Consider the following 24,579-nt stretch of genomic DNA (forward strand, 5'->3'; position numbering starts at 1 on the left):
CCACACCGTTCTTATCATATAATTGTAGAGGGCGTTGTGGGCGGTACGCAATACTCAACCGAGGATCGCGCACCGCACAGGCCGAATTTGAACCGACCTATTGCGCCAGCCATGTTGCCGTCGCTGCCTGTAACCGATCGCGCGCCTCCCGATTGATCTTCATCTGTGCGATGACGCGATCGGCCGGCGCCCGTGATCCAGCGGGCAGATACTTCTTCGCATAGTTCGCCACCTTGGCGGGCATGGCGGGGTCCCTCGAGCCACCACCGAGGCCGACGACGAACCCCGACCGCGAACTCTGCTCGATAAAACCATCGACCGTCGCCTGATTGACCACTGCCCAGTCGAAGGCCAGATCGGGATGCGCACCGGCGATCGCCCGCAACAGGCTGGCCTTTTGCGGGTCGGTCAGGACGTCCGTCTTCAGCAAAGCCAGCGCCCGCCGCGCGTTGGTTTCGTCAACCGACGCGCCGAGCAAGCGGACATAGCCGTTCTTTGTGACTGGCGACCGTTCCGCCTTGGTCATCTCCAGCAGGACATCCCATTCGGCCGGCGTGGCATTCGCCGCATAGGTCGACAGGATCGGCTGTCGGATCGCACCGGGAAGGGCGGCGGGGTCCTGGCGCATCCGCGACAGGTAGTCGCGCGCGCGCGCCATCACGCTTGCATCCCCCTCCGATCCCAGTTGTTCGATCAACCGCTCGCGCAGGTTGCCCACCAGTGGTGACTCGCCGTCCCTGGCGTCGAAACCGATCCGACCGAGAACAGGCGTCAGCAGCATCCGCGTCCGCTCGCGCAATCGCGCTTCGAGCGGCGTACCCGCGAGTAGGCCGCCCAGTCGCTCCAGCTTTGCCGCGACCATCGACCATTCCAGTGGATCCGCGCCTGCTTTAACCTGCGCCTGCACCGCGAAGTATCGATCGAGCGGTTGATAGCCGCCCAAGGCCAGCGCGAAATCGTCGCCCAGCGTCCCGAGCCGATCCTCCAGCGACAATCGTCCATAATCGCGGACGACCGCGGCATGTCCGGCATCGTCGTACATCGCCCGCGTGTACGACCCCTTCCCGGTGTTCAGCACAACGGTGCCGCAACCCTTTACGGTCAACAACGTCGGCTGCGCGCCCGTCACCACCGCATTCGCACTGCCGCCGCCGACCGTGGACACGACCAGTGGCACCCGCCATGTCTGCGGCTGCTTCGATGGCGTATCCAGCCCGAACCGGGCCTGGCTCAAGCTGACCTTCGTATTGCCACCGACACATTGCGCGCCCGCCATCGTCACCAGCGGTACGCCGCCCTGCAACGTGAAATCGCGGGCGATGCCGCTGATATCGCGCCCTGATGCTGCCGACAGTTCGGTCCACAACTGGTTAGTGACGGTGTTGCCATATTTATATTTGGCCATGTAGCGGCGGATGCCAGCGCGGAAGACATCGGCGCCAAGCGTCGATTCCATCATTCCGATGACGGCCTGACCCTTCATATAGGTGATGCCATCGAACGCCTCGCCGATCTGATCGACGGTTTCCACCTTGCGGACGATCGGATGGGTAGCCGATGTCGCGTCGATCGCCATCGCCGATTCCCGTTCGAACGCGACGGCCGACGCGCCGGCTTTCCAACTGGGGTTTAGGTCGGCGGTCGCCTTTCCTTCCATCCACGATGCGAAACCTTCGTTCAGCCACAGGTCGTCCCACCATGCCATGGTGACCAGATCGCCGAACCACTGGTGCGCCATTTCATGCGCGACGGTGACGTGAACCGATTGGCGCCCGCTTTCGGCGGTTCGCGACGGATCGAACAACAATGTCGGCTCGAAATAGAAAATCGCTGCCCAATTCTCCATCGCGCTGAAGAACTGGCTGGAACCGGGCCCGGCAATCATGTCCATCTTGGGCAGCGGATACGGCTGACCGAAATAGTCGTTATAATAGGATAGCAACCGCTTGGCTGCACCCAGCGCGTAATCGCCCTGATCGATCACGCCGCGGCGGGCGATCACGCCGATCTCCGTACCATTCGCGCTCACCGTACGCCGTTCGACATCGCCCATGCCCAGGAACAGCAGATAGCTGGACATTACCGGCGTCTCGCCGAACCGGTAAAGCTGGCTACCGTCCGCCCGCTTCGCCACCGACGTTGCCGGCATGTTCGAATAGGCGGTCTGGCCTGCCGGCGCCGTGCTCGACAGCCGGAACTTCGCCTTGAACGACGGTTCGTCCCACATCGGAGCGAAGCGGCGTGCGTCCGGCGCCTCAAACTGCGTCGCGAGCATCCGCGCCTTCGACCCATCGATGCTGGTATAGTCGATCGCGAACAGCCCTGCCGCGGATTGGTTGATCTTGCCGGTCCACTGAAAAGCCAATCGATGCTGACCGACCGTGGCGACGGCTGGCAAGGTCACGGTCAACGTCTGCGCCGCAGCATTGGTCGAAACCCGCACCGGCTTTCCATCGAATGTGGCGTGCGTGACGTTCAGGTCAGCGGCATTCAGCGTCATCGTGCGCGTCGCCTGACGGACATCGACCGTCACGGTTTCGGTACCGGCGAACGTCAGCGACGTCGCATCGGGTTGGATGTCGATTTCATACAACACCGGAACGACGGTACGCGGCAACTGTCCGGCGGCCAGCGCAGGCCCGGAAACCGTAACGGCAAGAAACAACGACGCAGCGAATTTCATGAACAACCTCGTGATGTTATGCCTCGCCATAGGGCATTGGAGGTCATGGGCAACGCTGGACATGCCGGTTTGCCATGGCCAAGATCGCCGCCATGACGCTTCCCTCGCTATTCGACCGCCTCCGTTTACCCGTGATCGGGTCGCCTCTGTTCATCATCTCCGGGCCAGAACTGGTCATCGCTCAATGCAAGGCAGGAATCGTCGGATCCTTTCCTGCGCTGAACGCCCGGCCGGCAGCGATGTTCGACGAATGGCTGCATCGCATCACCGAGGAACTGGCCGCCCACAACCGCGCTCATCCCGATCGGCCGGCCGCGCCGTTCGCGGTCAACCAAATCGTGCATCGGTCGAACGATCGGCTGGAGGCTGATCTGGCGGTCTGCGCGAAGTGGCAGGTGCCGATCGTCATCACCTCGCTGGGCGCAAGGGAGGATCTTAACACCGCGGTTCATGGCTGGGGCGGTATTACCCTGCATGACATCATCGACGACCGCTTCGCCCGCAAAGCGGTGGAAAAGGGTGCGGACGGATTGATCGCCGTCGCGGCGGGCGCCGGGGGCCATGCTGGCCGCCAATCGCCCTTCGCGCTCGTCGCCGAAATCCGGCAGTGGTTCGATGGTCCGTTGGCGCTGTCCGGCTCGATCGCCACCGGTGCCGCGGTGCTCGCGGCGCGCGCGCTGGGGGCGGATTTTGCGTATATCGGGTCACCCTTCATCGCGACCGACGAAGCCAATGCCGATCCTGCCTACAAGCAGGCAGTGGTCCAGGGTCGGGCGGCGGATATCGTCAATTCCGACCTCTTCACCGGGGTCCATGGCAATTACCTGCGCGGATCGATTGTCGCAGCAGGGCTGGACCCGGACAATCTGCCGCAGGGCGATGTGAAGACCATGGATTTCGGTGGCAGCAACGGCAGCAAGGCCAAGGCGTGGCGCGATATCTGGGGTGCAGGCCAAGGGATCGGCGCAGTTGAGGCGATCGAACCTGTCGCTGTTCGTATCGACCGACTGGAGCGCGAATATCTCGCCGCGCGTGCCAGATTGGTGGGCTAGAGTCCTGCGGCCAGTTGCAGCTGCAATGCCCGCGCCGGGCTGGCCGGTCGCTCGACATTGGCATAGCCGGCCTCAAGCATCGCCGCGCGGCGGTACAGCATCTCGCTCGCGTCGATCAGCCACCGCGCACGATCTGGCATGCGGCCAGCCACATCAGGATCGACGATCGACGACGGACCCAGCCGCCGGGCGGGCGTTAGCGCCTCCGCTGGCGCAATCTCGCCCGTGTCGATCGCCTTGCGCATCAGCAGCCAAGCCAGAACATGCATCAGTCGGGTCGTGACCTTCAACGACTCGCAGGACAGCAGCACCCGATCGATGGGGGCCATCGCGCCGCCATCCTCGCGACTGGCACCTTCGACATAATGTCGCGCCTCATCCGCCAGAACCATGGCGTCGACATACAGGCCGTCCAGCAGGCGGCGATGCAGGTGGGTGGTGGGGTACGGCGTCATCGCATGCTGCATCGCACGCCCGCGCGGCGCTTCCCATGCGCGATGTCGGCTTCGGTGTCCCATTTGCGGACCACCGATACGGCATTTTCAGGCGATGATGTCCGGCAACAGGTGATCTTCCAGCATGGCAATCTCGTCACGCAGCCGCAGCTTGCGCTTTTTCAGGCGGGCCAACTGCATCTGATCGGGTACGCCATTCTCGCCAAGCGCGGCGATGGCGGCATCCAGGTCGCGATGCTCCTGTCGCAGGCTGTCCAGCCTCGTCCTGATCTGTGTTTCGTCCACGCGGTCCCCCGATCGCCTGTCGCTTTACCCAACACCGGCTGTGTGTGCGAGCGACAAACGGGTCGGCGGTCAAAACCGCACGGTCAGTCGATTTCGTGCCGATTTCATGGCGACAATCCGCGAGTCGCGTGTTTTACTCACTCCCCCGCAAGGCACGAAGGAGACTTTGCCCATGCAGTCGACAGCACACCAGATCGCTCTGGAAACGAAGCATGCAACGATCGATCGGCGTATCGCCGATGAGACCGGCAGGCCGCATCCCGACACGGCGATGCTGGCCGATCTGAAGAAACAGAAGTTGCGACTGAAGGAAGAAATCGTCAGCCTGTGATAGATACCGGCCGTCGCCATCCAGCGGCGGCCTTTTATTCGACTAACGGCCCTGTCAACTGTCGCCGGCAGCCTGTACTGCAGCAGGATCGATTGAATCATCCAGCGCGATGCCGATGCGGCCTTCGGCCGACCATGCGACCTTGCCCTGCACCGCACCAACCCCCGGCAGATCGAGCACCGCGACCGTACCGACCGAAACCGGGTAGCCCGGCTCCGCCATCAATCCACGTTCAGACAGGTTGCGGATACGAACCTGTTGCGGACCTTCATCGTCATCTTCCAACTGCAACATTGCCATCAGGAGTGCGGGATTGCGTTCATGCGCCCGCTGATCCGACGGTGATGAATTAGGGGCACCTTTGGCGTCGCCTGAGAAGCCGTCCATGCCTATTCCATTCCATCTATGCGTGCGGTGCCGAAGCTCAGGCTATCAGGAGTAGCACGCTCCAATGTCAAGCACGCGTCATTCGTCTCGAGAGATCTTTTCGTGCCGCTCGTGCCGTTCCTGGGCTTCGACCGTCATCGTCGCGATCGGCCGCGCTTCCAGGCGGGCGAGACTGATCGGTTCGCCGGTTACCTCGCAATACCCATATTCACCCTCATCGATCCGACGGATCGCTGAGTCGATCTTACTGATGAGCTTGCGCTGACGGTCACGGGTCCTGAGTTCGATCGACCAATCGGTTTCGCTCGACGCCCGATCCGTTAGATCCGACTCCCGCAACGAATCGACCTGAAGTTGGGATAGCGTGCCCAGCGATTCCAGCAGAATCGCTTCTCGCCAAGCCGTCAGTTTCTTTCGAAAATACGCCTGCTGCTGTCGTCCCATGAAGGGTTCGTCAGCCGACGGCCGATACCCGTCATCGTTGGCCGCCAATTGGCCAGTGGAAAGTACGTCTACGCGATCAATAACCGACGCCATACCGCTCTCCCTTCGGCCCCGTCGGACTGGTTTGCCCAATCCCGTCCTCGGGGCCTCCCCCAGATATCGAGCGCCTATAGTGCGACAGTATAGCTGCGACAAGCGACCCTTACGCCGCCTGTCCCAGATCGATCCAGATTGTTGCGCGTATGCAACTCGATGTGGTTTCGTCCGGGTGCCGTGCTGTCGCACGAGCACCCGATTGACGGGACAGGTCGCTGATCAGGCCGCAATCAGCGCCTTTTCGATGTCGGATATGGGGTGACCGGTCAGATCCTTATCCAGTTCGCCGACGAGACGATCACTGACCTCTTTGTGGTAATGCTTGCGCAATTCGCCCAACGTTCGCGGTGGGGCTACGACGATCAGGTCGTCGTACTCGTGGGCCAAGGCGCGACGCTTCAGCAGATCGGCTGCGCTGGCTGCAAAGCGATCTTCCTCGATCTGGTGGGCATCCGCTTTCCCGACCGAACTCTGCGCATGGCCTTGCGGTGAAGAGGCGCGGCCGGCGCCATCGGTGGTGTGCTCACGGTCGGCCGGATTGTCCTGTTCTTCGGCATGTTCGACCTTCAGTTGTGGCTGATCGACATCGCCTTCATTTCGGAGGAACAGCATCTTGCGGCCATCGGCAACCAGGACGACGGCGTTGTGAGCGATCCGCACGGATATTCTCCTTCAGGGTTAAGCTGCTTGCGGACACTCAACGCCCTTTGATCCTTCGGGTTGCGCGGCATCGTCCCTGACGCCATAGCCCGACGATGCACGATATACGCCTGATCCGCGACGACCCTGCCTCGTTCGATGCGGCCTTGGCCCGGCGCGGATTGCCGGCGCAGGGCGAGGCGCTGGTGGGGCTGGATGAGCGACGCCGCCAGACGATCGCCGCTTCCCAGGAGGCGCAGACGCGCCGCAACGACCTGTCGAAGCAGATCGGCCAGGCGAAAGCCCAGAAGGATGAAGCGCGCGCTCAGGCGCTGATGACCGAAGTCGCCGAGCTCAAGGCGCGTCTGCCTGAACTGGAGCAGGAAGAGCGGTCGATCGGTGCCGAACTGGATGCCACACTGGCCGCCATCCCCAACCGCCCTGCCGCGAATGTTCCGGAAGGAAGCGACGAAGACGGCAACCAACTGGTGCGTGAGAACGGCGAGAAGCCGACGTTCGCCTTCGCCGATGTTCGCGAGCATGATGTGATCGGTCCAAGTCTTGGCATGGATTTTGAGACGGGCATCGCCATCGCCGGCGCACGCTTCACGCTGCTGCGTGGCCCCGTCGCCCGGCTGAACCGCGCGCTCGGCCAGTTCATGCTCGACCGCCTCGTGAACGAGCATGGCTATGAGGAGGTCGCCCCGCCGGTGCTGGTCCGGGAGGAGGCTCTGTTCGGTACGGGCCAGTTGCCCAAGTTCGCCGACGATCTCTTTCGCACCACCGATGACCGCTGGCTGATCCCCACTGCCGAAGTGTCGCTGACCAACATCGTCCGCGAGAAGGTGCTGCCCGAGGGTGAACTGCCCCTACGCTTCGCCGCGCTGACCCCCTGCTTCCGCTCCGAGGCGGGTGCTGCCGGCCGCGATACGCGGGGCCTGATCCGCCAGCATCAGTTCGACAAGGTCGAGATGGTATCGATCGTCACACCGGATGCGTCGGACGACGAGCATGAGCGGATGACGCGGGCGGCCGAGGGCGCGCTAGAGGCGCTGGGCCTGCACTATCGTCGGATGCTGCTCTGTACCGGCGACATGGGATTCTCGGCCGCGCGGACCTATGATCTGGAGGTCTGGCTGCCGGGTCAGAACCGCTATCGCGAGATATCGAGCTGCTCGACCTGCACCGATTTCCAGGCGCGGCGGATGAACGCGCGGTATCGGCCGGAGGGTGGCAAGCCGCAGTTCGTGCATACGTTGAACGGCTCCGGTCTTGCCGTGGGGCGGACGCTGGTGGCGGTAATCGAAAATTATCAGCAGGAGGACGGGTCGGTCGCGGTACCGGCGGTGCTTCAGCCCTATCTGGGCGGACTGACCATGCTGAGCCCACGCTGATGCGTATCCTCGTCACCAACGACGATGGTTATCATGCGCCGGGACTGAAGATCGCCGAGACGATCGCGGCGGCGTTTTCCGACGACGTCTGGGTCGTGGCGCCGGCGGAGGAACAGTCGGGCGCCGGCCATTCGCTGACGCTGACGAAACCGCTGCGTATCCGCCGATTTGGCGAGAAGCGGTTCGCGGTGTCGGGCACGCCGACCGATGCGGTGATGATGGCGGTCGCCAAGATCATGAAGGACAGTCCGCCCGATCTGATCCTGTCGGGCGTCAACCGCGGCGCCAATCTGGCCGAGGACGTAACGTATTCGGGCACCGTCTCCGCGGCGATGGAGGGTGCGCTGGCCGGCATCCGGTCGATCGCGCTGAGCCAGGTCTATAGCCGAGAGGGCATGGGCGATGCGGTGCCGTTCTCTGTCGCGGAGGCATGGGGAGAGCGTGTAGTACGCCCCCTGATTGAGGCACCGCTGGCGCCCCGATCGCTCGTCAACGTGAACTTTCCCGCCGTGCCCGCCGATGCGGTGAAGGGCATCCGCGTCGTGCCGCAGGGCCTGCGTGACTATGGCCGATTGAAGATCGTGACCAACACCGATCCCCGCGGATACGAGTATCACTGGTTCGCATTGGGCCAGACGAAAGACGCGACGATCGGCGACACTGACCTGGAGGCGGTGACCGAGGGATTTATCTCCGTCACGCCGCTGCACCTGGATATGACGCACGGGCCTTCGCTGGCGATGCTCGACGCCGCCTATGGCTAGGCGCTGGGCGGTCAGTGCGGCGATGCTGGCGCTGGTCGGCTGCATTCCCTCGGTCGAGCCGCCACGCGGCCCCGAGCGCGTGCCGCCGCCGCGTTATGAAGAGCCGCCTGCCGCTCCGATGGTGGATGATCGCCCTGCGCGGTCGATCGACGTCCCCGCCCCGCGCCCTGCCCGGCCTGCCTGGGAAGCGAAGCCCGTATCCGCGGATGCGCGGGAGGTGGCGGAGTCGATCTATATTGTCCGGCGTGGCGACGGGCTGGGCGCGATCGCGGAACGAACCGGCGCCAGTGTCGAGGCGATCGCGCGGGCCAATGGGCTGTCGGCGCCCTATCCGGTGCAGGCGGGACGGCGGCTGAGGATACCGCCCGGCCGCTATCATCTGGTCCGTCCGGGCGAGAGCGGCATCGCCATCGCGCGGGCGTACGGCGTCGAGTGGTCGCGGATCGTGGCCGCCAATGAGCTGACCGAGCCCTATTCGCTCCGCGCGGGCCAGCGGGTGTTGATACCGGGGCCGGCGGAAAGTGCGCCTAGTCGGGCGGCGGAACGGGCGGCGGCGTTCCGGCTGGACGTGGACGACATCCTGACCGGTGGCGAGCCGGCGCTGGCGGCCAACCAGGCGCCGGTGCGGCCGGTGCGGCGACCGACCAGGCCCTTGCCGTCCGACGCAGTGGTCGCGCCGCCGGTTAGGTTGGCGGGGGGCGGCTTCGTATGGCCGGTCGAGGGGCGCGTGGTGAAGCGGTTCGGGCCCGGAGCGTCGGGCGAACGCAACGACGGGATCAAGGTCGCGGTGCCGGTGGGCACGCCGGTGCTGTCGGTGGCGGACGGAGTAGTCGCCTATGCCGGCGACGGGATCGCGGCGCTGGGCGGGTTGGTGATCGTGAAGCATGGCGGTGGCTGGACCAGCGTGTACGGGCATGCATCGCGGCTGCTGGTCAGTCGTGGGCAGAGCGTGAAGCGGGGGCAATCGATCGCGCTGTCGGGGGACACTGGCTTTGCAGAGCAGCCGGAGGTGCACTTCGAGCTGCGGCGGGGGCGGACGCCGGTCGATCCGCTGACCTTGCTGCCGAGGCGGTAAGTTCGCCGACTTCGTGCATATCGAGGGTGGTCGATCGTGGAGGGTCGGCGGTCGATGCGGGGGGCCTGTGAAGGCTTGTACAGGATGATCGCGCTGTAGGACAGGTGACGAACGGCGCCGCGGTTGCTAACCGGCGGCCATGTCGTATCAGTCAGAACTGTTCACCGTCCTCGGCAACCGTGGTTATGTCCACCAGATGACCGACGCCACCGCGCTGGATGCGCTGGCGGCGAAGGCGGTGGTGCCGGGGTATATCGGGTTCGATCCGACCGCACCGTCGCTGCATGTCGGCAGCCTGGTGCAGATCATGCTGCTGCGCCGGTTGCAGCAGACCGGGCACAAGCCGATCGTGCTGATGGGCGGCGGCACCGGCAAGATCGGTGATCCCAGCTTCAAGGACGAGGCGCGCAAGCTGTTGGGCGAGGACGGGATCGCGACCAACGTGGCGGCGATCAAACGCATCTTCGAACGCTTCCTGACCTTTGGCGACGGCCCGACCGATGCGGTGATGCTGGACAATGCCGAATGGCTCGACGCGCTGGAGTACATCCCGTTCCTCCGCGAGGTCGGCCAGCATTTTTCGGTCAACCGGATGCTGTCGTTCGATTCGGTGAAGCTGCGGCTGGACCGGGAGCAGTCGCTCAGCTTCCTCGAATTCAACTACATGATCTTGCAGGCATACGACTTTCTGGAATTGTCGCGCCGGGCCGGGTGCCGGTTGCAGATGGGCGGGTCCGACCAGTGGGGGAACATCGTCAACGGCATCGAGCTGTCGCGGCGGATGGACGGCACCGAGGTGTATGGCATCACGACGCCGCTGATCACGACGGCGGACGGCGGCAAGATGGGCAAGACGATGTCGGGCGCGGTCTGGCTGCACGAGGACCAGTTGCCGCATTTCGATTACTGGCAGTTCTGGCGTAACACCGACGATCGCGATGTCGGCCGGTTCCTGCGCCTGTTCACCGACCTGCCGCTGGATGAGATCCGCCGGCTGGAGGCGTTGCCGGGCGCGGAGATCAACGAGGCGAAGAAGATTCTCGCCACCGAGGCGACGGCGATGTGCCGGGGCCGCGCCGCCGCCGACGAAGCGGCGGAAACTGCGCGCCGGACGTTCGAGGAAGGCACAGGCGGCGAGGCGTTGCCGCGGTTCGCGGCTGCCGGGCCGGTGGGGATCGTCGATGCGCTGATCGGGCTGGGCTTTGCCGCGTCGCGGGGCGAGGCGCGGCGGCTGATCGCCGGCGGTGGCGCGCGGGTCGACGGCGAGAAGGTGACAGACGAGGGTGTGACGATCACGGTCGGTGCCGAACCAGTGCGGTTGTCCGCGGGGAAGAAGCATCATGGGTTGGTGGTTGCAGGGTGACAGTTGGGGTCCGGTTGGGTGCAGCGCTGTGATGACCAGCGCAAATCATGATGGAACCCGATGGATATTCGTCGCCGCGCTGGCACGCGCGGGGTGCCGGGGTTGCTGGGGTCCGGTCTAGTTGAGGGTTGCCCAGTCAGCCGGGACGCTGGATCGCCCGTCCTGCCGGATCGCGACCCTGCCCCTTGGCCGTCGGCCCTTTCCGCAAGTCTTCGCCGCGTCTTCACGTGAAGGTCCAGTCCAGAGCGAAACCCAACCTCTAACGCTTTGTTAAGCTCTCGGCGGTAGCCAGACGATTGGCGTGATGCGGAAATCTGGACCGCTGGGCCGAGGGGACGTGATGGCATTCGGACATCTGGCGGCGGCGGATGAGCGGCGCGAACCGCGGCAGACCGTGCTGCACCGTACGCGGGCGCGGCAGGCGAGTGGTGAGGAACAGCCGGTGACGCTGGTCGATGTATCGCCGCGCGGCTTCATGGCGCGCAGCGATGGTCAGCATGCGCCGGGCGACTGGCTATCGGTGCAGTTTCCGTTGATCGGCGTGCTGGAGGCGGAGGTGCGCTGGTCGCTGGGTGGCCGGATCGGCTGCCAGCTGACACGGACGATCGAACTGGCGGATTATCAGTTGATGCTGGAGCTGATGCTGCGCAGCATGAAGGCGGCATCAGCCCGGGCGTGAATTCAGCCTGAGCGTAGCAGGGCGACGCCGGCGTCGCGTTCGAACAGATAGAGCGCGGTTCTGGCCGCGCGGCCGCGTTCCCCGGCCAGCCCGCCGTCGCGGTCGATCAGCAACCGGGCATCGTCATGCGCGCATTGCAGCAGGTCGGGCAGCATCTCCGGGGTGGCAAGGCGGAAGCCGGCCTCGCCAGACTGGCGCGTGCCCAACATTTCGCCACCGCCGCGCAGGCGCAGATCCTCCTCGGCAATGCGGAATCCATCGTTCGATTCGCGCATCAGGGCGAGGCGCGCGCGGGAGGTTTCGCTGAGCGCGGCACCGCGCATCAACAGGCAGATCGAGCGGCCCCCGCCCCGGCCGACGCGACCGCGCAACTGATGGAGCTGGGCGAGGCCGAAGCGGTCGGCATGTTCGATCACGATCAGCGTGGCGTTGGGGACATCGACACCGACTTCGATCACCGTCGTCGCCACCAGCACGCCCGTGCGGGCACCGGCGAATGCCTCCATCACCGCGTCCTTTTCGGTGGGCTTCATGCGGCCGTGGACGAGGCCGACCTTGTCGCCGAAACGACCGCGCAATGCCTCTGCGCGGGCCTCGGCGGCGGCGAGATCGGATTTCTCGCTCTCCTCGACCAGCGGGCAGACCCAATATGCCTGACCGCCATCGGCGAGGTGGCGGCCGAGCGCGTTAACGACCTCGTCCAGCCGGTCCTCGGACAAGACGCGGGTCTCGATCGGCTGGCGGCCGGGCGGCATCTCATCGAGGCGGCTGACGTCCATCTCGCCATATTGTGCCAGCGTCAGGGTGCGCGGGATCGGCGTGGCAGTCATCGCCAGCAGGTGCGGGCTGCGGCCCTTTTCCTGCAATAACATCCGCTGGGCGACGCCGAAGCGATGCTGTTCGTCCACGACGACCAGCGCGAGATCGCGGTAGCGGACCGCCTCCTGAAAGATCGCGTGCGTGCCGACGAGGATGTCGATCGATCCGTCGGCCAACCCCATCAACGTCGCCTCGCGCACGCGGCCCTTGTCGCGGCCGGTAAGGACGCCGATCGTGAGTGGCAGGCCGGCGAGCGTCTTGCGCAACGTCTCGTAATGCTGACGCGCGAGGATTTCGGTGGGGGCGAGCATCGCGCCCTGCGCGCCGGCCTCCACCGCGATCAGCAGCGCCATCGCGGCGACCAGTGTTTTGCCGGAACCGACATCGCCCTGGAGCAGGCGGAGCATCGGTGCCTCCTGCGCCAGATCGCCCTCGATCTCCGCCACCGTGCGCGATTGTGCGCCGGTCAGGCTATACGGCAGGCGCAATGCATCGCGGAGGCGGCTATCGCCCGCCAGCGCCCTGCCCTTGCGCTTGCGGGTGTCGGCGCGGACCAACGTCATGGCGAGCTGGTTGGCGAAGACCTCATCATACCCCAGCCGTTCGCGGGCCTTGGTGTCGGCAGGATCGGCGTGGATGCGGGTGAGCGCGTCGCGCCAGTCGGGCCATTGCCGCTGCGCTTTCAGGCTGGGTTCGATCCATTCGGGCAGTTCGGGCGTGCGGGCGATCGCCTGATCGACGAAGCCGGCGATGCGACGCGAGGTCACGCCCTCGGACAAAGGATAGATCGGCTCGCGTTCGCGCATCGGCTCGGCGGGATCGGCCAGTTCGGGATGCACGATCTGGAGGGTGTCGCCATATTGGTCGAGGCGGCCGGAGACAAGTTTGGTCTCACCGATCGGCAGCAGCTTCTTCGCCCAGCCGGGGTGGCCGCCGAAATAGACGAGGCTGACGTGGTTACCCTGCGCGTCGACGGCCTGCACGCGGGTGGGGCCGCGACCGTTCGATTCGCGGTAGCTTTGGGGGGTGAGCGAGATCGCGATGATCCGGCCGGCATCGGACGCCATCAGCTCGGTACGCGGCACCCGGTCGACCCAGCCGGTCGGCAGATGGAACGCGATATCGAGGACGCGCGCCAGCCCGAGCCGGTCGAGCGGCTTGGCGAGCGCGGGGCCGACACCCTTCAGGGCGGTGACTTCGGCGAACAGCGGATTGAGGATGTCGGGGCGCATGACTACATGGCCGCCATACACCAGCCGACGGCCGCTGCCAGCGTCCGGCGGCCTATTGCCGTTGGGAACGCCGCCATGGATCACGAAATACGCCTGAAGCGCACGCATTTCCGGGCATGGCATCGCGGCACGCGCGAGGCGGACCTGATGATCGGCGGCTTTTTCGACGCGCATCACGCGTCGTGGTCGGCGGCTGACCTCGACTGGTTCGAGAGCCTGATCGAGGAGCAGGACGTCGATATCATGGGGTGGGCGATCGGATCGATCCCGTGTCCGCCGGAGTGGGACACGGCGATGATGCAGACGATGCGGTCGCTGGATTTCGTGCCGTTGCCGAAATAGCGCCGTCCTCGAGCAGGCGGATCTGCCCGACATACTCGATCGTCACCACACGCACCTCCCCGGCGGAGGCAAAAGAAGTTCTGCGGAGGAAATCCGTCAGGGCGAGGAAATAGTTTGATGCCCGATCTGAAGACGATCCTTTCCGCCAAGACGCCATTGACGTTGGCGGGTGTGCCGACCGGGTTCCAGCCGTCGCTGCTCGCCGATCTGGCGCGGGCGGCGGGGCGTGTGGTGTTCATCACCGCCGACGACGCGGCGATGCGGGCGATCGCCTCGACCGCGCCGTTCTTTGCGCCGGAGCTGGAGGTGGTGACGTTTCCGGCGTGGGATTGCCTGCCCTATGATCGTGCCTCGCCGACGCTGCGGGTGATGGCGGAGCGGGTGGCGGCGTTGTACCGGTTGCAGGGCAAGGCGCCAAAAAGCGGGGGGGTGCCGCAACTGGTGCTGACCACGGCCAATGCCGCGACGCAGCGGGTGCTGACGCCGTTCCGCATCCGGCAACTGGTCGCCTCGCTGGCACCAGGCGAGCGGATCGGGCGCGACGATCTGGCGACGCTGTTGCAGGCCAATGGCTATGTGCGGACCGAGACGGTGCACGACCACGGCGAATACTCGGTTCGCGGCGGCATCGTCGACCTGTTCCCCAGCGGTGAGGAGCAGGCGCTGCGGCTGGATTTCTTCGGTGACGAGATCGAGAGCGTGCGGACGTTCGATCCCGCTGACCAGCGAACGACGGGGCGGGTCGATGGCTTCACGCTGTTGCCGGCGTCTGAGGCGTTGCTGGATGCCGATTCGATCAAGCGGTTCCGGACGCGGTATCGCGAGACGTTCGGCGCGACGGCGACGGGCGATCCGCTGTATCAGGCGGTGTCCGATGGTCGGCGCCAGGCGGGCATGGAGCATTGGCTGGCGCTGTTCGAGGACAAGCTGGCGACGCTGTTCGATCATCTGGGCGATGCGGTGGTGGTGCGCGATGGTGCGGTGGCGGCGGCGGCAGAAAGCCGGATCGAGGCGATCGCCGATTATTACGACAACCGGAAACGGGCCGAGGCGGCGCAACCAGGCAGCTATCGCCCGTTGCCGGCCAAGGCGCTGTATCTGGATGCGGAAGCTTGGGCGACCGGGCTGGCCGAGGCGACCGCGCATGTGACGACGGCATTTCACGAGCCGGAGTCGACGCGGGTGCTCGATTTTGGCGTCGACGGTCCCCGCGATTTCGGGGCGGAGCGCGCGGCGCAGGCGAACGTGTACGAAGCGGTCGTTGCGCATGTCGAGAAGCTGCGGCGCGAGGGGCGGAAGCCGGTGCTCGCCAGCTATTCGGTCGGCGCGCGCGACCGGCTGGGCAGCCTGTTGAAAGACTATGGGCTGAAGGGCGGCAAGAACGCCGAGACCTGGCAGGAGGCGCTGGGCGTCGCCGACACGAGCAAGAGCTTTGGCGTCGCGCTGGTCATGCTGCCGCTGGATCATGGCTTTGCGGCGCCGGGCGTGGCGGTGCTGACCGAACAGGACATGCTGGGCGACCGGCTGATCCGGCGGAACAAGCGCAAAAAGTCGGCGGATGCGTTCCTTGCCGAACTGGCGACGCTATCCCCCGGCGATCTGGTGGTGCATTCGGATCATGGCATCGGGCGGTATGAGGGGCTGACGTCGATCCCGGTCGGCAAGAGCCCGCATGATTGCGTCGCCCTGTCCTATGCCGGTGGCGACAAGCTGTATGTGCCGGTCGAAAATCTGGAGGTGCTGACCCGCTACGGATCCGGCGAGGATGGCGCCGCGCTAGACCGGCTGGGCGGCGAGGCGTGGCAACGGCGCAAGTCGAAGATGAAGGAGCGCATCCGCGAGATTGCGGGTGAACTGATCGCGGTGGCGGCCGAGCGCGCGCTGCGGCCGGGCGAGGTCGCGGAGCCGGATGCGAGTGGCTATCCGAGCTTCGTCGATCGTTTTCCCTATGATCCGACGGACGATCAGGACCGGGCGATCGACGATGTGCTGGGCGATCTGGCGGCGGGCAAGCCGATGGACCGACTGATCGTGGGCGATGTCGGTTTCGGCAAGACCGAGGTGGCGCTGCGTGCGGCGTTCGTCGCGGCGATGGGCGGGATGCAGGTGGCGATCGTGTGCCCGACGACGCTGCTCGCCCGCCAGCATTTCAACAATTTCTCGGCGCGGTTCGAGGGGTTTCCGATCAAGATCGGGCGGATGAGCCGGCTGGTCGGCACGGCGGAGACGAAGGCGACGAAGGAAGGCACTGCTTCGGGCGATCTGGATGTGGTGATCGGCACGCATGCGTTGCTGGCGAAGAATGTCAGCTTCAAGCGGCTGGGCCTGGTGATCGTCGATGAGGAACAGCGGTTCGGCGTGACGCACAAGGAGCGGCTTAAGGCGCTGAAGGCGGACGTGCATATGCTGACGCTGACTGCGACGCCGATTCCGCGCACGTTGCAGATGGCGATGTCGGGCCTGCGCGAGTTGTCGGTGATCCAGACGCCGCCGGTCGATCGGCTGGCGGTGCGGACGTATATCATGCCGTGGGACCCGGTGGTGCTGCGCGAGGCGTTGCTGCGCGAACATTATCGTGGCGGCCAGAGCTTCATGGTCACGCCCCGGGTCGCCGACCTGCCGGATATCGAGGAGTTCCTGCGCAATGAGGTGCCGGAAATCCGTTACGTCATCGCACATGGCCAGATGAGCGCATCGGAAGTCGAGGAGCGCATGTCGGCGTTCTACGAAAAGCGGTTCGAGGTGCTGGTGTCGACCACGATCATCGAGAGCGGGCTGGATATTCCATCCGCCAACACGATGATCGTCAACCGGGCCGACCGCTTCGGCCTGGCGCAGCTGTACCAGTTGCGCGGGCGGGTCGGCCGGTCGAAGACGCGCGCCTATGCGTATATGGTGACACCGCCGGAGCGGCAGATGACCGAGACGGCGGACAAGCGGCTAAAGGTGCTGTCCGATCTGGATACGCTGGGCGCGGGGTTCCAGCTCGCCAGCCACGATCTGGATATTCGCGGTGCGGGCAATTTGCTGGGTGACGAGCAGTCGGGGCATATCAAGGAGGTCGGGTACGAACTCTACCAGTCGATGCTGGAAGAGGCGATCATGGATGCCAAGGCGGGCGGTTTCGCCAGCCGGCCGCGCGACTTCAGCCCGCAGATCACGGTCGATGCGCCCATCCTGATCCCGGAGGATTACGTCCCCGATCTGGACCTGCGGATGGGGCTGTACCGCCGCCTGAATGACGTCGAGGATGCCGGCGAGGTCGAGGCGTTCGCCGCGGAGATGATCGACCGCTTCGGCGCGCTGCCCGATGCGACCGAGAATCTGATCCGGGTCATCGAGATCAAGCTGAACGCCAAGAAGGCCTGTATCGCCAAGATGGATGTCGGCGCGAAGGGCGTGCTGGTCAGCTTCCACGACGACAAGCCACCCAATGTTGCCGGGCTGATCGCCTATGTCGACCGGCTGGGCGGCGTCGCCAAGCTGCGGCCGGATTCCAAGCTGGTGTTGCAACGCGTGTGGCCCGACGCGAAGGCGCGACTGCACGGGGCGCTGCAATTGTCGAAGGGGCTGGCGAAGGTCGCGGGGTAACGTCGCCGGCTAATACGATCGGATGATGGACTCCGGTGCGGGTCGGCGTAGATTGCCAGCCTGACATCCGGGGGATGGCAAATGGCGACGATGAGCGACCGCGTGATTGGACCGGCGGATCACCGATTCTTCTTGAAGATGGCGGTCGCCATGGCGGCGGTGATCGCGTTGGGTTTCTCGACGCAATTGTTGATGGGGCGATCGACGTTTCGCGTTCCTGTGATGGTGCATGTCCACGCCCTCGTCTTCTTTGGCTGGACGATGTTCTATGTTCTGCAGAACGTCCTGATAAGCCGGGCGTCGATCGCAATGCATCGGCGGTTGGGCTGGATCGGTGCGGGGTGGGCCACGGCCGTCGTGGGCATAGGCATCTATACGACGGCGGTCATGGTGCGGCGGGGCGGGTCGCCGTTCTTCTTCCAGCCGAATTACTTCCTGTTCATGAATTGCCTGACGGTGCTGGCTTTTGGCGGCCTGACGGCAACGGCGATCGTGCTGCGGCGGCGGACCGACTGGCATCGGCGGCTGATGCTGTGCGGCATGGCGATCCTGACGGGGCCGGCATGGGGCCGCTTGCTGCCAATGCCGCTGATGGTCCCCTGGGCTGCGTGGGGCGTATTCGCGGTGGTGAAGACCCTACCGGCGATCGGCATGGTGGTGGACCGGCGGCGGACCGGGCGCATCCATCCTGCCTGGTGGTGGGGCGCGGGAACGATCGCGGCGATCCAGGTGCTGATCGGGGTCGTCGCGTTCAGCCCGGCGGGGCTGGCCATCTATGACACCGTGGTGGCGGGCGCGGCGGGCGAGCGGGTCGATCCACTGGCATTTCCGCCGCCGCCATCGGGACTGGCGGGACCGCAACCCGGCTGATCGATGGCCCCAAGATAAAGCGGGAACGTCCGGCGCGGTGCCGCGCTGTAGCGGGGCGGGCATGTGGCTCGCGTGAAAGGATCACGATGCCTGATAACCGTAGCGCGACGCTGTATCGCATGGTGTTGCCGGACCATACCTGCCCGTTCGGTATCCGGGCGAAGCAATTGCTGCAATCGGAGGGCTTCGACGTCGACGATCGCATTCTGCGGTCGCGTGAGGAGGTGGATGCGTTCAAGGCGGAGCATGGGATCGCAACAACGCCGCTGATCTTCATCGACGGCGAGCAGATCGGCGGCAGCGACGATCTGGAACGCCATCTGGCGGCGGGCTGAACCATGGCACAAACGGAAAATCGCTCAGGCCTGTCGCGGCCGGCGGCGGGACTGATCGTCGCGGCGGTATTGGGGTTCAGCGCGGTGCTGGGTCGCCGCAACGCGCCCGATTCAACGCATCCGCGGACGCGACGCTGGTACAAGCGGCTCGACAAGCCGGATTATACGCCGCCTGACGCGGTATTCGGGGCGGTTTGGCCAGTGCTGGAAACCGGGCTGGCGGTTGGCGGCTATCGCCTGTTGCGTCAGCCGGCCACTACCAAGCGCAATGTTGCGGCGGGACTGTGGTTGCTCAATTCCGCGATGGTTGGCGGCTGGACCGAGCTGTTCTTCCGGCGGAAGGCATTGGGGCCGAGTGCGTTGGCGGCTGGCGCGATGGTGGCGACCGGCGCGTCCTATGTTGCGACGGCGGCCAGGGTGGATCGTCCGGCGGCGGCACTGGGCGCGCCGTTCGTCGCGTGGCTGGGTTTCGCGACGTTGCTGGCGGTGCGTATCCGCCAGCGCAATGGCGAGCACGGATGACCGAACTGACGGTCTGGCACGACGGCGACTGCCCGCTGTGTCGGCGGGAGATCGCGCTGATGCGACGGCTGGATCGGCGGGGCGCGATCCGCTTCGTCGATGCTACCGACGGGGACGCGAGTTGCCCGATCGATCGACGGGCGCTGCTGGCGCGGTTCCATGCGCGGGAGGATGGCCGGATGCTGTCGGGCGCGGCGGCGTTCGCGGCGATGTGGCGAGCGATCCCGATACTGCGGCCGCTGGGGCTGGCGGCGCGACGGCCATGGGTGCTGGCGGTGCTGGAGCGGGCGTATCTGGGGTTCCTCGTCGCGCGGCCGGCGATGCAGCGCATGGTGCGACGTTGGGAAGGACGGCGGGCATGAGCGTGACGCGCGATCCCGTCTTGCCGGGTCAGGAAAGCGTCTGGGATTATCCGCGACCCGCGATTGCGACGCCGACGTCGCGGCATATTCGGATCGAGCATCGCGGGCTGACGATCGCTGACACACGAGCGGCGGTGCGGACGCTGGAGACCAGCCATCCGCCCAGTTACTATCTGCCGCCGGCCGATATCGCGATGACGATGCTGCGGCGCTCGGCACGGCAGTCATTCTGTGAGTGGAAGGGCGAGGCCGTATATTACGATCTCGTCATCGGCGACGAGATGATCCGCGATCTGGCGTGGAGCTATCCGGCCCCTACCCCGGCGTTCGCGATGTTACGCGATCATCTGGCATTCTATGCGGCGCCACCTGTTCGCTGTCTGGTCGACGGCGAACAGGTGGCGCCGCAGCCGGGCGGCTTTTACGGCGGCTGGATCACCGCCGATCTGGCCGGACCGTTCAAGGGGGTGCCGGGGAGCCGCTTCTGGTAAGCCGCTATTCCTGAAGCTGGGCGATCATCGGGCGGACGTCGACGCGGGCTTTGAGCCGGGCGGCAAGCAGCGCGGTGCCGCTGATCTTGCGTTGGACGAACAACGTGTCGATCGGCGGGATGTGCCAGGTGGAACGGTCACGCGCCATCTCTACGCCCTGTTCGCGCAACACGCCGACGAACGCGCGGTCGCCGAAGTCGAAGGGGCCTGGCTTGTTCATTTCGGCGAGGATGACGTCGATCATCCGGTCGACCAGCGGCCGGTGGCGGGCCACCGCCGCCTCTCCAAGAAAACCGGCGGTAACCGCCCCGGCGCGTACCGCGTGGCGGTCGTTCGCCAGGCCGGCAGTCATCAGATGGCGATACCCGTCCGCCGTTTCCGGGGGCACCGAGCGCGCCGCGCCGAAATCGAGCAGCACCAACCGTCCCGTCTCCGCCTGCCAACGGTAATTGGCGAAATTGGGATCGGTCTGCATCAAGCCCCAGTCGAACAGTTCGCGCAGGGTAAGCGCGATCAGGCTGTGCATCACGCGGTCGCGCACGTCCTGCGGCGCGGTTTCCAGCGTCTCGACGGGAACGCCGGCGACGAAGTCCATCGCCAGCACCTGCGGCGTCGTCAGATCGGGATAGAGCGCGGGTACGACGAAATCGGGCATGTCCGCGACCAGCGCGCCGTAACGGGTGAGCATCTCGCCCTCGCGCAGATAGTCGGCCTCTTCGTGCAACTGCCGCTTTGCCTCGACGAGCAGCGGCGCGATGTCGAGTTCCTTTGGCATCAGGCCGGATACTCGGAGCAACGTGGCGACGTTATCGACATCGGCATCGATGCTCTGGCGGACACCAGGATATTGAACCTTGATCGCCAGTTCGCGACCATCGGGCAGGCGGGCGCGGTGGACCTGACCTATCGAGGCGGCGGCGATCGGGTGCGCCTGAAAATGCGCGAAGCGGCGGCGCCAGTCGCGGCCCCATTCGGCGGTCAGCACGCGATCGAGTTGTGCAGGCGGCATGTGGTGGGCCCGATCCCGCAGGCGGGCGAGGATAGTGGCGAGTTCGGGCGGCAACATGTCGCCCGCATCCATCGAGATCATCTGCCCCAGCTTCATCGCCGCCCCGCGCAGGTGCGACAGCTGGTCGGCGACGCGGGTCGCATTCGCGGGCGTCAGCAGCAGATCGCCCATCCGGGGGCGTTCGCCATTGGCCAGCCGACGCGCCCCCTCTGCGACCACCCCGCCCGCGACGCCCCCCGCGAGCTTGCCAAAGACCCCCAGCCGGGCAAGCCGGCCGCCGGGCACGGCCCGCCCATTGTCGCGTTCGTCGGTCACGGAAATTCCTCGGTCAGGCAGAGCGGGCCGCGAGTTTTGCGGATGATCGGTAGACCTTCGATATGGGGCGATGATCGAGGCGATCAATCGATAGCGGTTGACCTTGATCAACAATCGGCTTTTCGTGCGCCACTATCTCAATAAGGAAAGACATGGAGCAGGATCGCCGGCCGTCGACGGTCGTTCACCGCATCGGGGCGGAGGGCGAGCCGCTGGCGATCATCGACGACTTTGCGGGCGATCCCGATGCGCTGCGGGCGGCAGCGGTCGCGGCGACGTTCGGGCCGGCGGACCAGCATTATCCGGGCATCCGCGCGCCCCTTCCCGCTTTCTATCTGGAGGAGCAACTGCCGGTGATTGCGGCAGTGCTGGGACGGGCGTTCGGGCGGTGTCGAAGGGTGCATGTGATCGATGCGACGTTTTCGATCGTGACGGCGTCGCCCACCGCCCTGCAACTGGGGCAGCGGCTGCCGCATGTCGATGCCTATGATCCCGACCGGATCGCACTGGTTCATTTCCTAAGCCCGACGGACACCGACGGCACCGCGTTCTTCCGTCACCGCGCCACCGGGTTCGAGACGGTGACGGAGGAGCGCGGGCGGGCATATTTCGCGCAACTGAACGCCGAGGTGCGCGATGTCGAACCGGGTCCGGGCTATATCGCCGACGACAGCGACCTGTTCGATCGGATCGCGGTGGTGGAAGCGCGGTATAACCGGGCGCTGCTGTATCGCAGCCGGCAACTGCACAGCGGCGCGATTTCAGCGGACGCGGTGCTGTCGGCCGATCCGGCGGTGGGGCGGCTGACCGTCACGGCGTTTCTGGCGATCGAATAGGGGGAACGTGGCGATGATCCTGCTGGCCTTGGCGGCGCAGGCCGCGACAATTGGGGCAACGAATTATCAGGTGGATGTGCCGATGGCGGTGCCGACCCGTCGGGCGACCTTTGCCGATGAGTTCACGGGCGGCACCGTCGACACACGGGTCTGGCGGTTCGACACGTCGCGCAACGCCGCCGGATGGTATAATAACGAGCGGCAATATTACGCGAATGGCCGCCGCCGGAACGCCCGGATCGAACGCGGTGCGCTGGTGATCGAGGCGTGGCGGGAGGCGGTGCGAAAACCGCGGTTCGCCGATGCGGGCGGGCAGGATTATACGTCCGCCAAACTCGTTTCACGTCAGGCGTTGGGATACGGGTTTTATGAAATCCGGGCAAAGCTGCCCTGCGGTCGCGGTAGCTGGCCGGCGATCTGGATGCTGCCGACGGGCGGGACGTGGCCGGATCAGGGTGAGATCGACATCATGGAGATGGTCGGATGGAACCCCGAAGTGGTGCATGCGACGGTGCACAGCGGGGCGTTCAACCACGTCAAGGGGACGCAGCGCGGGGCAGAGACGCGGGTCGGCGCGAGCTGCACCGCGTTCCATCACTATCAGCTCGATTGGGGACCGACGACGATCAGGATCGGGATCGATGGGCGGGCATTCATGGCGGTGGCCAACGACCAGCCGAGCGGGGCGGCGGCGTGGCCGTTCACGCGGCCGTATCAGTTGATCCTGAACCTAGCCGTGGGTGGCGACTGGGGCGGCAAGCAGGGGATCGACGATGCTGCCTTTCCGCAGCGGATGACGGTGGATTACGTCCGTTACTGGGCGCGGACACGTTAACGATACTGGCGCACGCCGAGCATCACGACGCCGCCGGTGAACGTCAGGACGGCAAGGATCAGCATGACCGCGTCGAAATCCTGCGGGGTCGCCAGCAGCCAGGTCAGGATCGGGCCGAGCAGCCCCGGCAACGTGTTGGTGAGATTGAGCAGCCCCAGATCGCGGCCCCGGTGACGGGGATCGGGCAGCAACTGCATCGCGAAGGCGGCGTGGAGGACGAGGAAGACGGCCGAGCCGACCTCGTACATCACGAACGCGGTCGCGGCGGTGGCGAAGCTGTCGGCCAGTGCCATGCCGGTTAGTCCGGCCGCCGACACGATCGCGGCGCCGAGCAGGAAAGGCTTGCGACGGCCGATCCGGTCGGACAGGCGGCCGGCCAGCAGGGCGATCGGCAGCGGCACGATATAGGCGACCGTCAGCAGGGTTGCCGCCGAGGAGGCCATATCGGTCGCGGTGACCGCGGGCGCGACGCTGATGAGGTAATAGAGGAGGTAGACGAACAGGACGTTGCCCGCGACCTGCACGAGCAGGCGCGCGATCCAGGCGAGGGCTAGATCGCGATCGAGCCGCGTCTTCGCTGTGGGTGCGAGGACCGTGTGCGATCGCTGGCCGCGGATCGCCAGCAACGGCGCGATGCAGGCGGCAGAGATGAGGGGGATGACCGCGAGGCGTACCCCCTCCCCCAGCAGACCGATGGCGATCAGCGTCGCCGAAAGGGCCGAGGCGACGGGATTGGCGAGCGCCAGAAGGCCGCCGGCCACGCCCCGCCGTTCGTCCGGAATCTCGTCGGCCATGATCGCGAACAGCGGTGCCAGCATCGCGTTGATCGCCACCTGGAAGGCGATGATCGCCAGCACCAGTGCCGCCGGCGATGCCGCCTGCGCGATGGCGATGTAGCATAGCGCGGTGGCGACGATGCCGGCCGCCATCCAGCCACGCCGCCCGCCGCCCCGTGCGACCGATCGATCGCTGAGCCAGCCGAACAGGATGTTCGACAGGCTGGCCGCGATCGCGCCGCCAATGACGGCGGCGGTAATCACACCCAGCCGGGCATCGCCGGCGACCGCCTGCGCCTTCAGCGGCAGCAGCATTGTCAGGAGCGGCAGATAGCCGATCACGCCGCCGGCATGGGCCAGCGCGATGACACCGAGAAACAAGGTCGCACGACGCCCTGTCATCCCGCTGGCGCGATCGCGGACGACCGTGAGCGTTGCTGAACTAGCCGGCAATCCGATCCCCTCCTCTGTATAGGCACTTATCCCTAGGCCCGGATCGGAGCGGGGGCGAGGATACAATGATACGTCTGTCGAAGTGAACGTTCACAATTTTTCGATCTGCGTCTTCCCGGCGCCTTGACAAGTTTGCCCAAAGGA

General features: G+C 65.7%; 25 protein-coding genes. 16 read left to right on the forward strand and 9 right to left on the reverse strand.

Features of this window, described 5'->3' with window-relative positions; all coding sequences use genetic code 11:
- Positions 1-97 precede the first annotated feature (97 nt).
- Entirely contained in the window at positions 98-2,683 is a 2,586-nt protein-coding gene (locus tag ASG67_RS08160; RefSeq protein ID WP_056528115.1) for a M1 family metallopeptidase, read from the reverse strand.
- A gap of 92 nt (positions 2,684-2,775) precedes the next feature.
- On the opposite strand from ASG67_RS08160, the gene ASG67_RS08165 reads away from it, so the two are divergent.
- Entirely contained in the window at positions 2,776-3,735 is a 960-nt protein-coding gene (locus ASG67_RS08165) for an NAD(P)H-dependent flavin oxidoreductase (RefSeq protein ID WP_056529106.1), read from the forward strand.
- On the opposite strand, the gene ASG67_RS08170 is transcribed toward ASG67_RS08165, so the two are convergent.
- The gene (locus tag ASG67_RS08170) at positions 3,732-4,190 is read right to left on the reverse strand and encodes a DUF1465 family protein (RefSeq protein ID WP_056529109.1); all 459 of its coding nucleotides are present in this window, start codon (positions 4,188-4,190) and stop codon (positions 3,732-3,734) included. The two genes, ASG67_RS08165 and ASG67_RS08170, sit on opposite strands and share 4 nt — an antisense overlap.
- An 87-nt stretch (positions 4,191-4,277) precedes the next feature.
- A complete protein-coding gene (locus ASG67_RS08175; RefSeq protein WP_056528118.1) occupies positions 4,278-4,475 on the reverse strand; it encodes a YdcH family protein in 198 nt (65 codons plus the stop codon).
- A 106-nt stretch (positions 4,476-4,581) separates the two neighbouring features.
- On the opposite strand from ASG67_RS08175, the gene ASG67_RS18275 reads away from it, so the two are divergent.
- Complete coding sequence (locus tag ASG67_RS18275) at positions 4,582-4,806, forward strand: YdcH family protein (protein ID WP_414887496.1); 225 nt, start codon at positions 4,582-4,584, stop codon at positions 4,804-4,806.
- A gap of 54 nt (positions 4,807-4,860) precedes the next feature.
- On the opposite strand, the gene ASG67_RS08180 is transcribed toward ASG67_RS18275, so the two are convergent.
- The 3 genes from ASG67_RS08180 to ASG67_RS08190 all read right to left on the reverse strand — a co-directional run bounded on the left by ASG67_RS08180 (position 4,861) and on the right by ASG67_RS08190 (position 6,393).
- Positions 4,861-5,193 carry a PilZ domain-containing protein gene (locus ASG67_RS08180; protein WP_056528120.1) on the reverse strand — a complete coding sequence of 111 codons (333 nt, stop codon included), beginning with the start codon at positions 5,191-5,193 and terminating at the stop codon, positions 4,861-4,863.
- A 78-nt stretch (positions 5,194-5,271) separates the two neighbouring features.
- Positions 5,272-5,730, reverse strand: coding sequence for an RNA polymerase-binding protein DksA (gene dksA, locus ASG67_RS08185; RefSeq protein ID WP_056528123.1), 459 nt, complete (start codon positions 5,728-5,730; stop codon positions 5,272-5,274).
- Between the two features lie 222 nt (positions 5,731-5,952).
- A complete protein-coding gene (locus ASG67_RS08190) occupies positions 5,953-6,393 on the reverse strand; it encodes a host attachment family protein (protein ID WP_056528127.1) in 441 nt (146 codons plus the stop codon).
- 95 nt (positions 6,394-6,488) lie between these two features.
- Between ASG67_RS08190 and serS the strand changes: the two genes are divergently transcribed.
- From serS to ASG67_RS08215, 5 genes are all read left to right on the forward strand, one after another.
- Positions 6,489-7,766 carry a serine--tRNA ligase gene (serS, locus tag ASG67_RS08195; RefSeq protein ID WP_056528129.1) on the forward strand — a complete coding sequence of 426 codons (1,278 nt, stop codon included), beginning with the start codon at positions 6,489-6,491 and terminating at the stop codon, positions 7,764-7,766.
- Complete coding sequence (gene surE, locus ASG67_RS08200; protein ID WP_056528132.1) at positions 7,766-8,530, forward strand: 5'/3'-nucleotidase SurE; 765 nt, start codon at positions 7,766-7,768, stop codon at positions 8,528-8,530. Before serS ends, surE begins: the two co-directional genes overlap by 1 nt.
- Entirely contained in the window at positions 8,523-9,605 is a 1,083-nt protein-coding gene (locus tag ASG67_RS08205) for a M23 family metallopeptidase (protein WP_056528134.1), read from the forward strand. Before surE ends, ASG67_RS08205 begins: the two co-directional genes overlap by 8 nt.
- Positions 9,606-9,744: 139 nt before the next feature.
- A complete protein-coding gene (gene tyrS / locus ASG67_RS08210) occupies positions 9,745-10,968 on the forward strand; it encodes a tyrosine--tRNA ligase (RefSeq protein ID WP_056528137.1) in 1,224 nt (407 codons plus the stop codon).
- A 340-nt stretch (positions 10,969-11,308) separates the two neighbouring features.
- On the forward strand, positions 11,309-11,647 hold the full coding sequence (locus ASG67_RS08215) for a PilZ domain-containing protein (RefSeq protein WP_056528139.1): 339 nt from the start codon (positions 11,309-11,311) through the stop codon (positions 11,645-11,647).
- A gap of 2 nt (positions 11,648-11,649) precedes the next feature.
- Here the strand turns inward: ASG67_RS08215 and recG are convergent, their stop codons facing one another.
- Positions 11,650-13,698 carry an ATP-dependent DNA helicase RecG gene (gene recG, locus ASG67_RS08220; protein WP_056528142.1) on the reverse strand — a complete coding sequence of 683 codons (2,049 nt, stop codon included), beginning with the start codon at positions 13,696-13,698 and terminating at the stop codon, positions 11,650-11,652.
- A gap of 75 nt (positions 13,699-13,773) precedes the next feature.
- Here recG and ASG67_RS08225 point away from each other — a divergent pair, with 75 nt between their 5' ends.
- From ASG67_RS08225 to ASG67_RS08255, 7 genes are all read left to right on the forward strand, one after another.
- Positions 13,774-14,040, forward strand: coding sequence for a succinate dehydrogenase assembly factor 2 (locus tag ASG67_RS08225; protein WP_056528145.1), 267 nt, complete (start codon positions 13,774-13,776; stop codon positions 14,038-14,040).
- A 117-nt stretch (positions 14,041-14,157) separates the two neighbouring features.
- The gene (gene mfd / locus ASG67_RS08230) at positions 14,158-17,631 is read left to right on the forward strand and encodes a transcription-repair coupling factor (protein ID WP_056528148.1); all 3,474 of its coding nucleotides are present in this window, start codon (positions 14,158-14,160) and stop codon (positions 17,629-17,631) included.
- 81 nt (positions 17,632-17,712) lie between these two features.
- Positions 17,713-18,501 (forward strand): hypothetical protein, encoded by a 789-nt coding sequence (locus ASG67_RS08235; protein ID WP_235535113.1) that lies wholly within the window; start codon positions 17,713-17,715, stop codon positions 18,499-18,501.
- 86 nt (positions 18,502-18,587) lie between these two features.
- Positions 18,588-18,836 carry a glutaredoxin domain-containing protein gene (locus ASG67_RS08240; protein ID WP_056528152.1) on the forward strand — a complete coding sequence of 83 codons (249 nt, stop codon included), beginning with the start codon at positions 18,588-18,590 and terminating at the stop codon, positions 18,834-18,836.
- A gap of 3 nt (positions 18,837-18,839) precedes the next feature.
- On the forward strand, positions 18,840-19,358 hold the full coding sequence (locus ASG67_RS08245) for a TspO/MBR family protein (protein WP_156460712.1): 519 nt from the start codon (positions 18,840-18,842) through the stop codon (positions 19,356-19,358).
- A complete protein-coding gene (locus ASG67_RS08250) occupies positions 19,355-19,720 on the forward strand; it encodes a thiol-disulfide oxidoreductase DCC family protein (protein ID WP_056528155.1) in 366 nt (121 codons plus the stop codon). Before ASG67_RS08245 ends, ASG67_RS08250 begins: the two co-directional genes overlap by 4 nt.
- Positions 19,717-20,211, forward strand: a complete 495-nt coding sequence (locus ASG67_RS08255) for a DUF427 domain-containing protein (protein WP_056528159.1) — start codon at positions 19,717-19,719, stop codon at positions 20,209-20,211. Before ASG67_RS08250 ends, ASG67_RS08255 begins: the two co-directional genes overlap by 4 nt.
- A gap of 4 nt (positions 20,212-20,215) precedes the next feature.
- Here the strand turns inward: ASG67_RS08255 and ASG67_RS08260 are convergent, their stop codons facing one another.
- Positions 20,216-21,535 carry an ABC1 kinase family protein gene (locus ASG67_RS08260; RefSeq protein ID WP_056529118.1) on the reverse strand — a complete coding sequence of 440 codons (1,320 nt, stop codon included), beginning with the start codon at positions 21,533-21,535 and terminating at the stop codon, positions 20,216-20,218.
- A 152-nt stretch (positions 21,536-21,687) separates the two neighbouring features.
- Here ASG67_RS08260 and ASG67_RS08265 point away from each other — a divergent pair, with 152 nt between their 5' ends.
- A complete protein-coding gene (locus ASG67_RS08265; RefSeq protein ID WP_056528162.1) occupies positions 21,688-22,371 on the forward strand; it encodes a DUF6445 family protein in 684 nt (227 codons plus the stop codon).
- A 13-nt stretch (positions 22,372-22,384) separates the two neighbouring features.
- Positions 22,385-23,206, forward strand: coding sequence for a family 16 glycosylhydrolase (locus ASG67_RS08270; RefSeq protein WP_056528165.1), 822 nt, complete (start codon positions 22,385-22,387; stop codon positions 23,204-23,206).
- Here ASG67_RS08270 and ASG67_RS08275 read toward each other — a convergent pair.
- Positions 23,203-24,435, reverse strand: coding sequence for an MFS transporter (locus tag ASG67_RS08275; protein ID WP_235535114.1), 1,233 nt, complete (start codon positions 24,433-24,435; stop codon positions 23,203-23,205). The two genes, ASG67_RS08270 and ASG67_RS08275, sit on opposite strands and share 4 nt — an antisense overlap.
- Between the last annotated feature and the right edge of the window lie 144 nt (positions 24,436-24,579).

It is taken from the genome of Sphingomonas sp. Leaf339 (genome assembly GCF_001426195.1).
In the GTDB taxonomy this organism is placed as follows: domain Bacteria; phylum Pseudomonadota; class Alphaproteobacteria; order Sphingomonadales; family Sphingomonadaceae; genus Sphingomonas.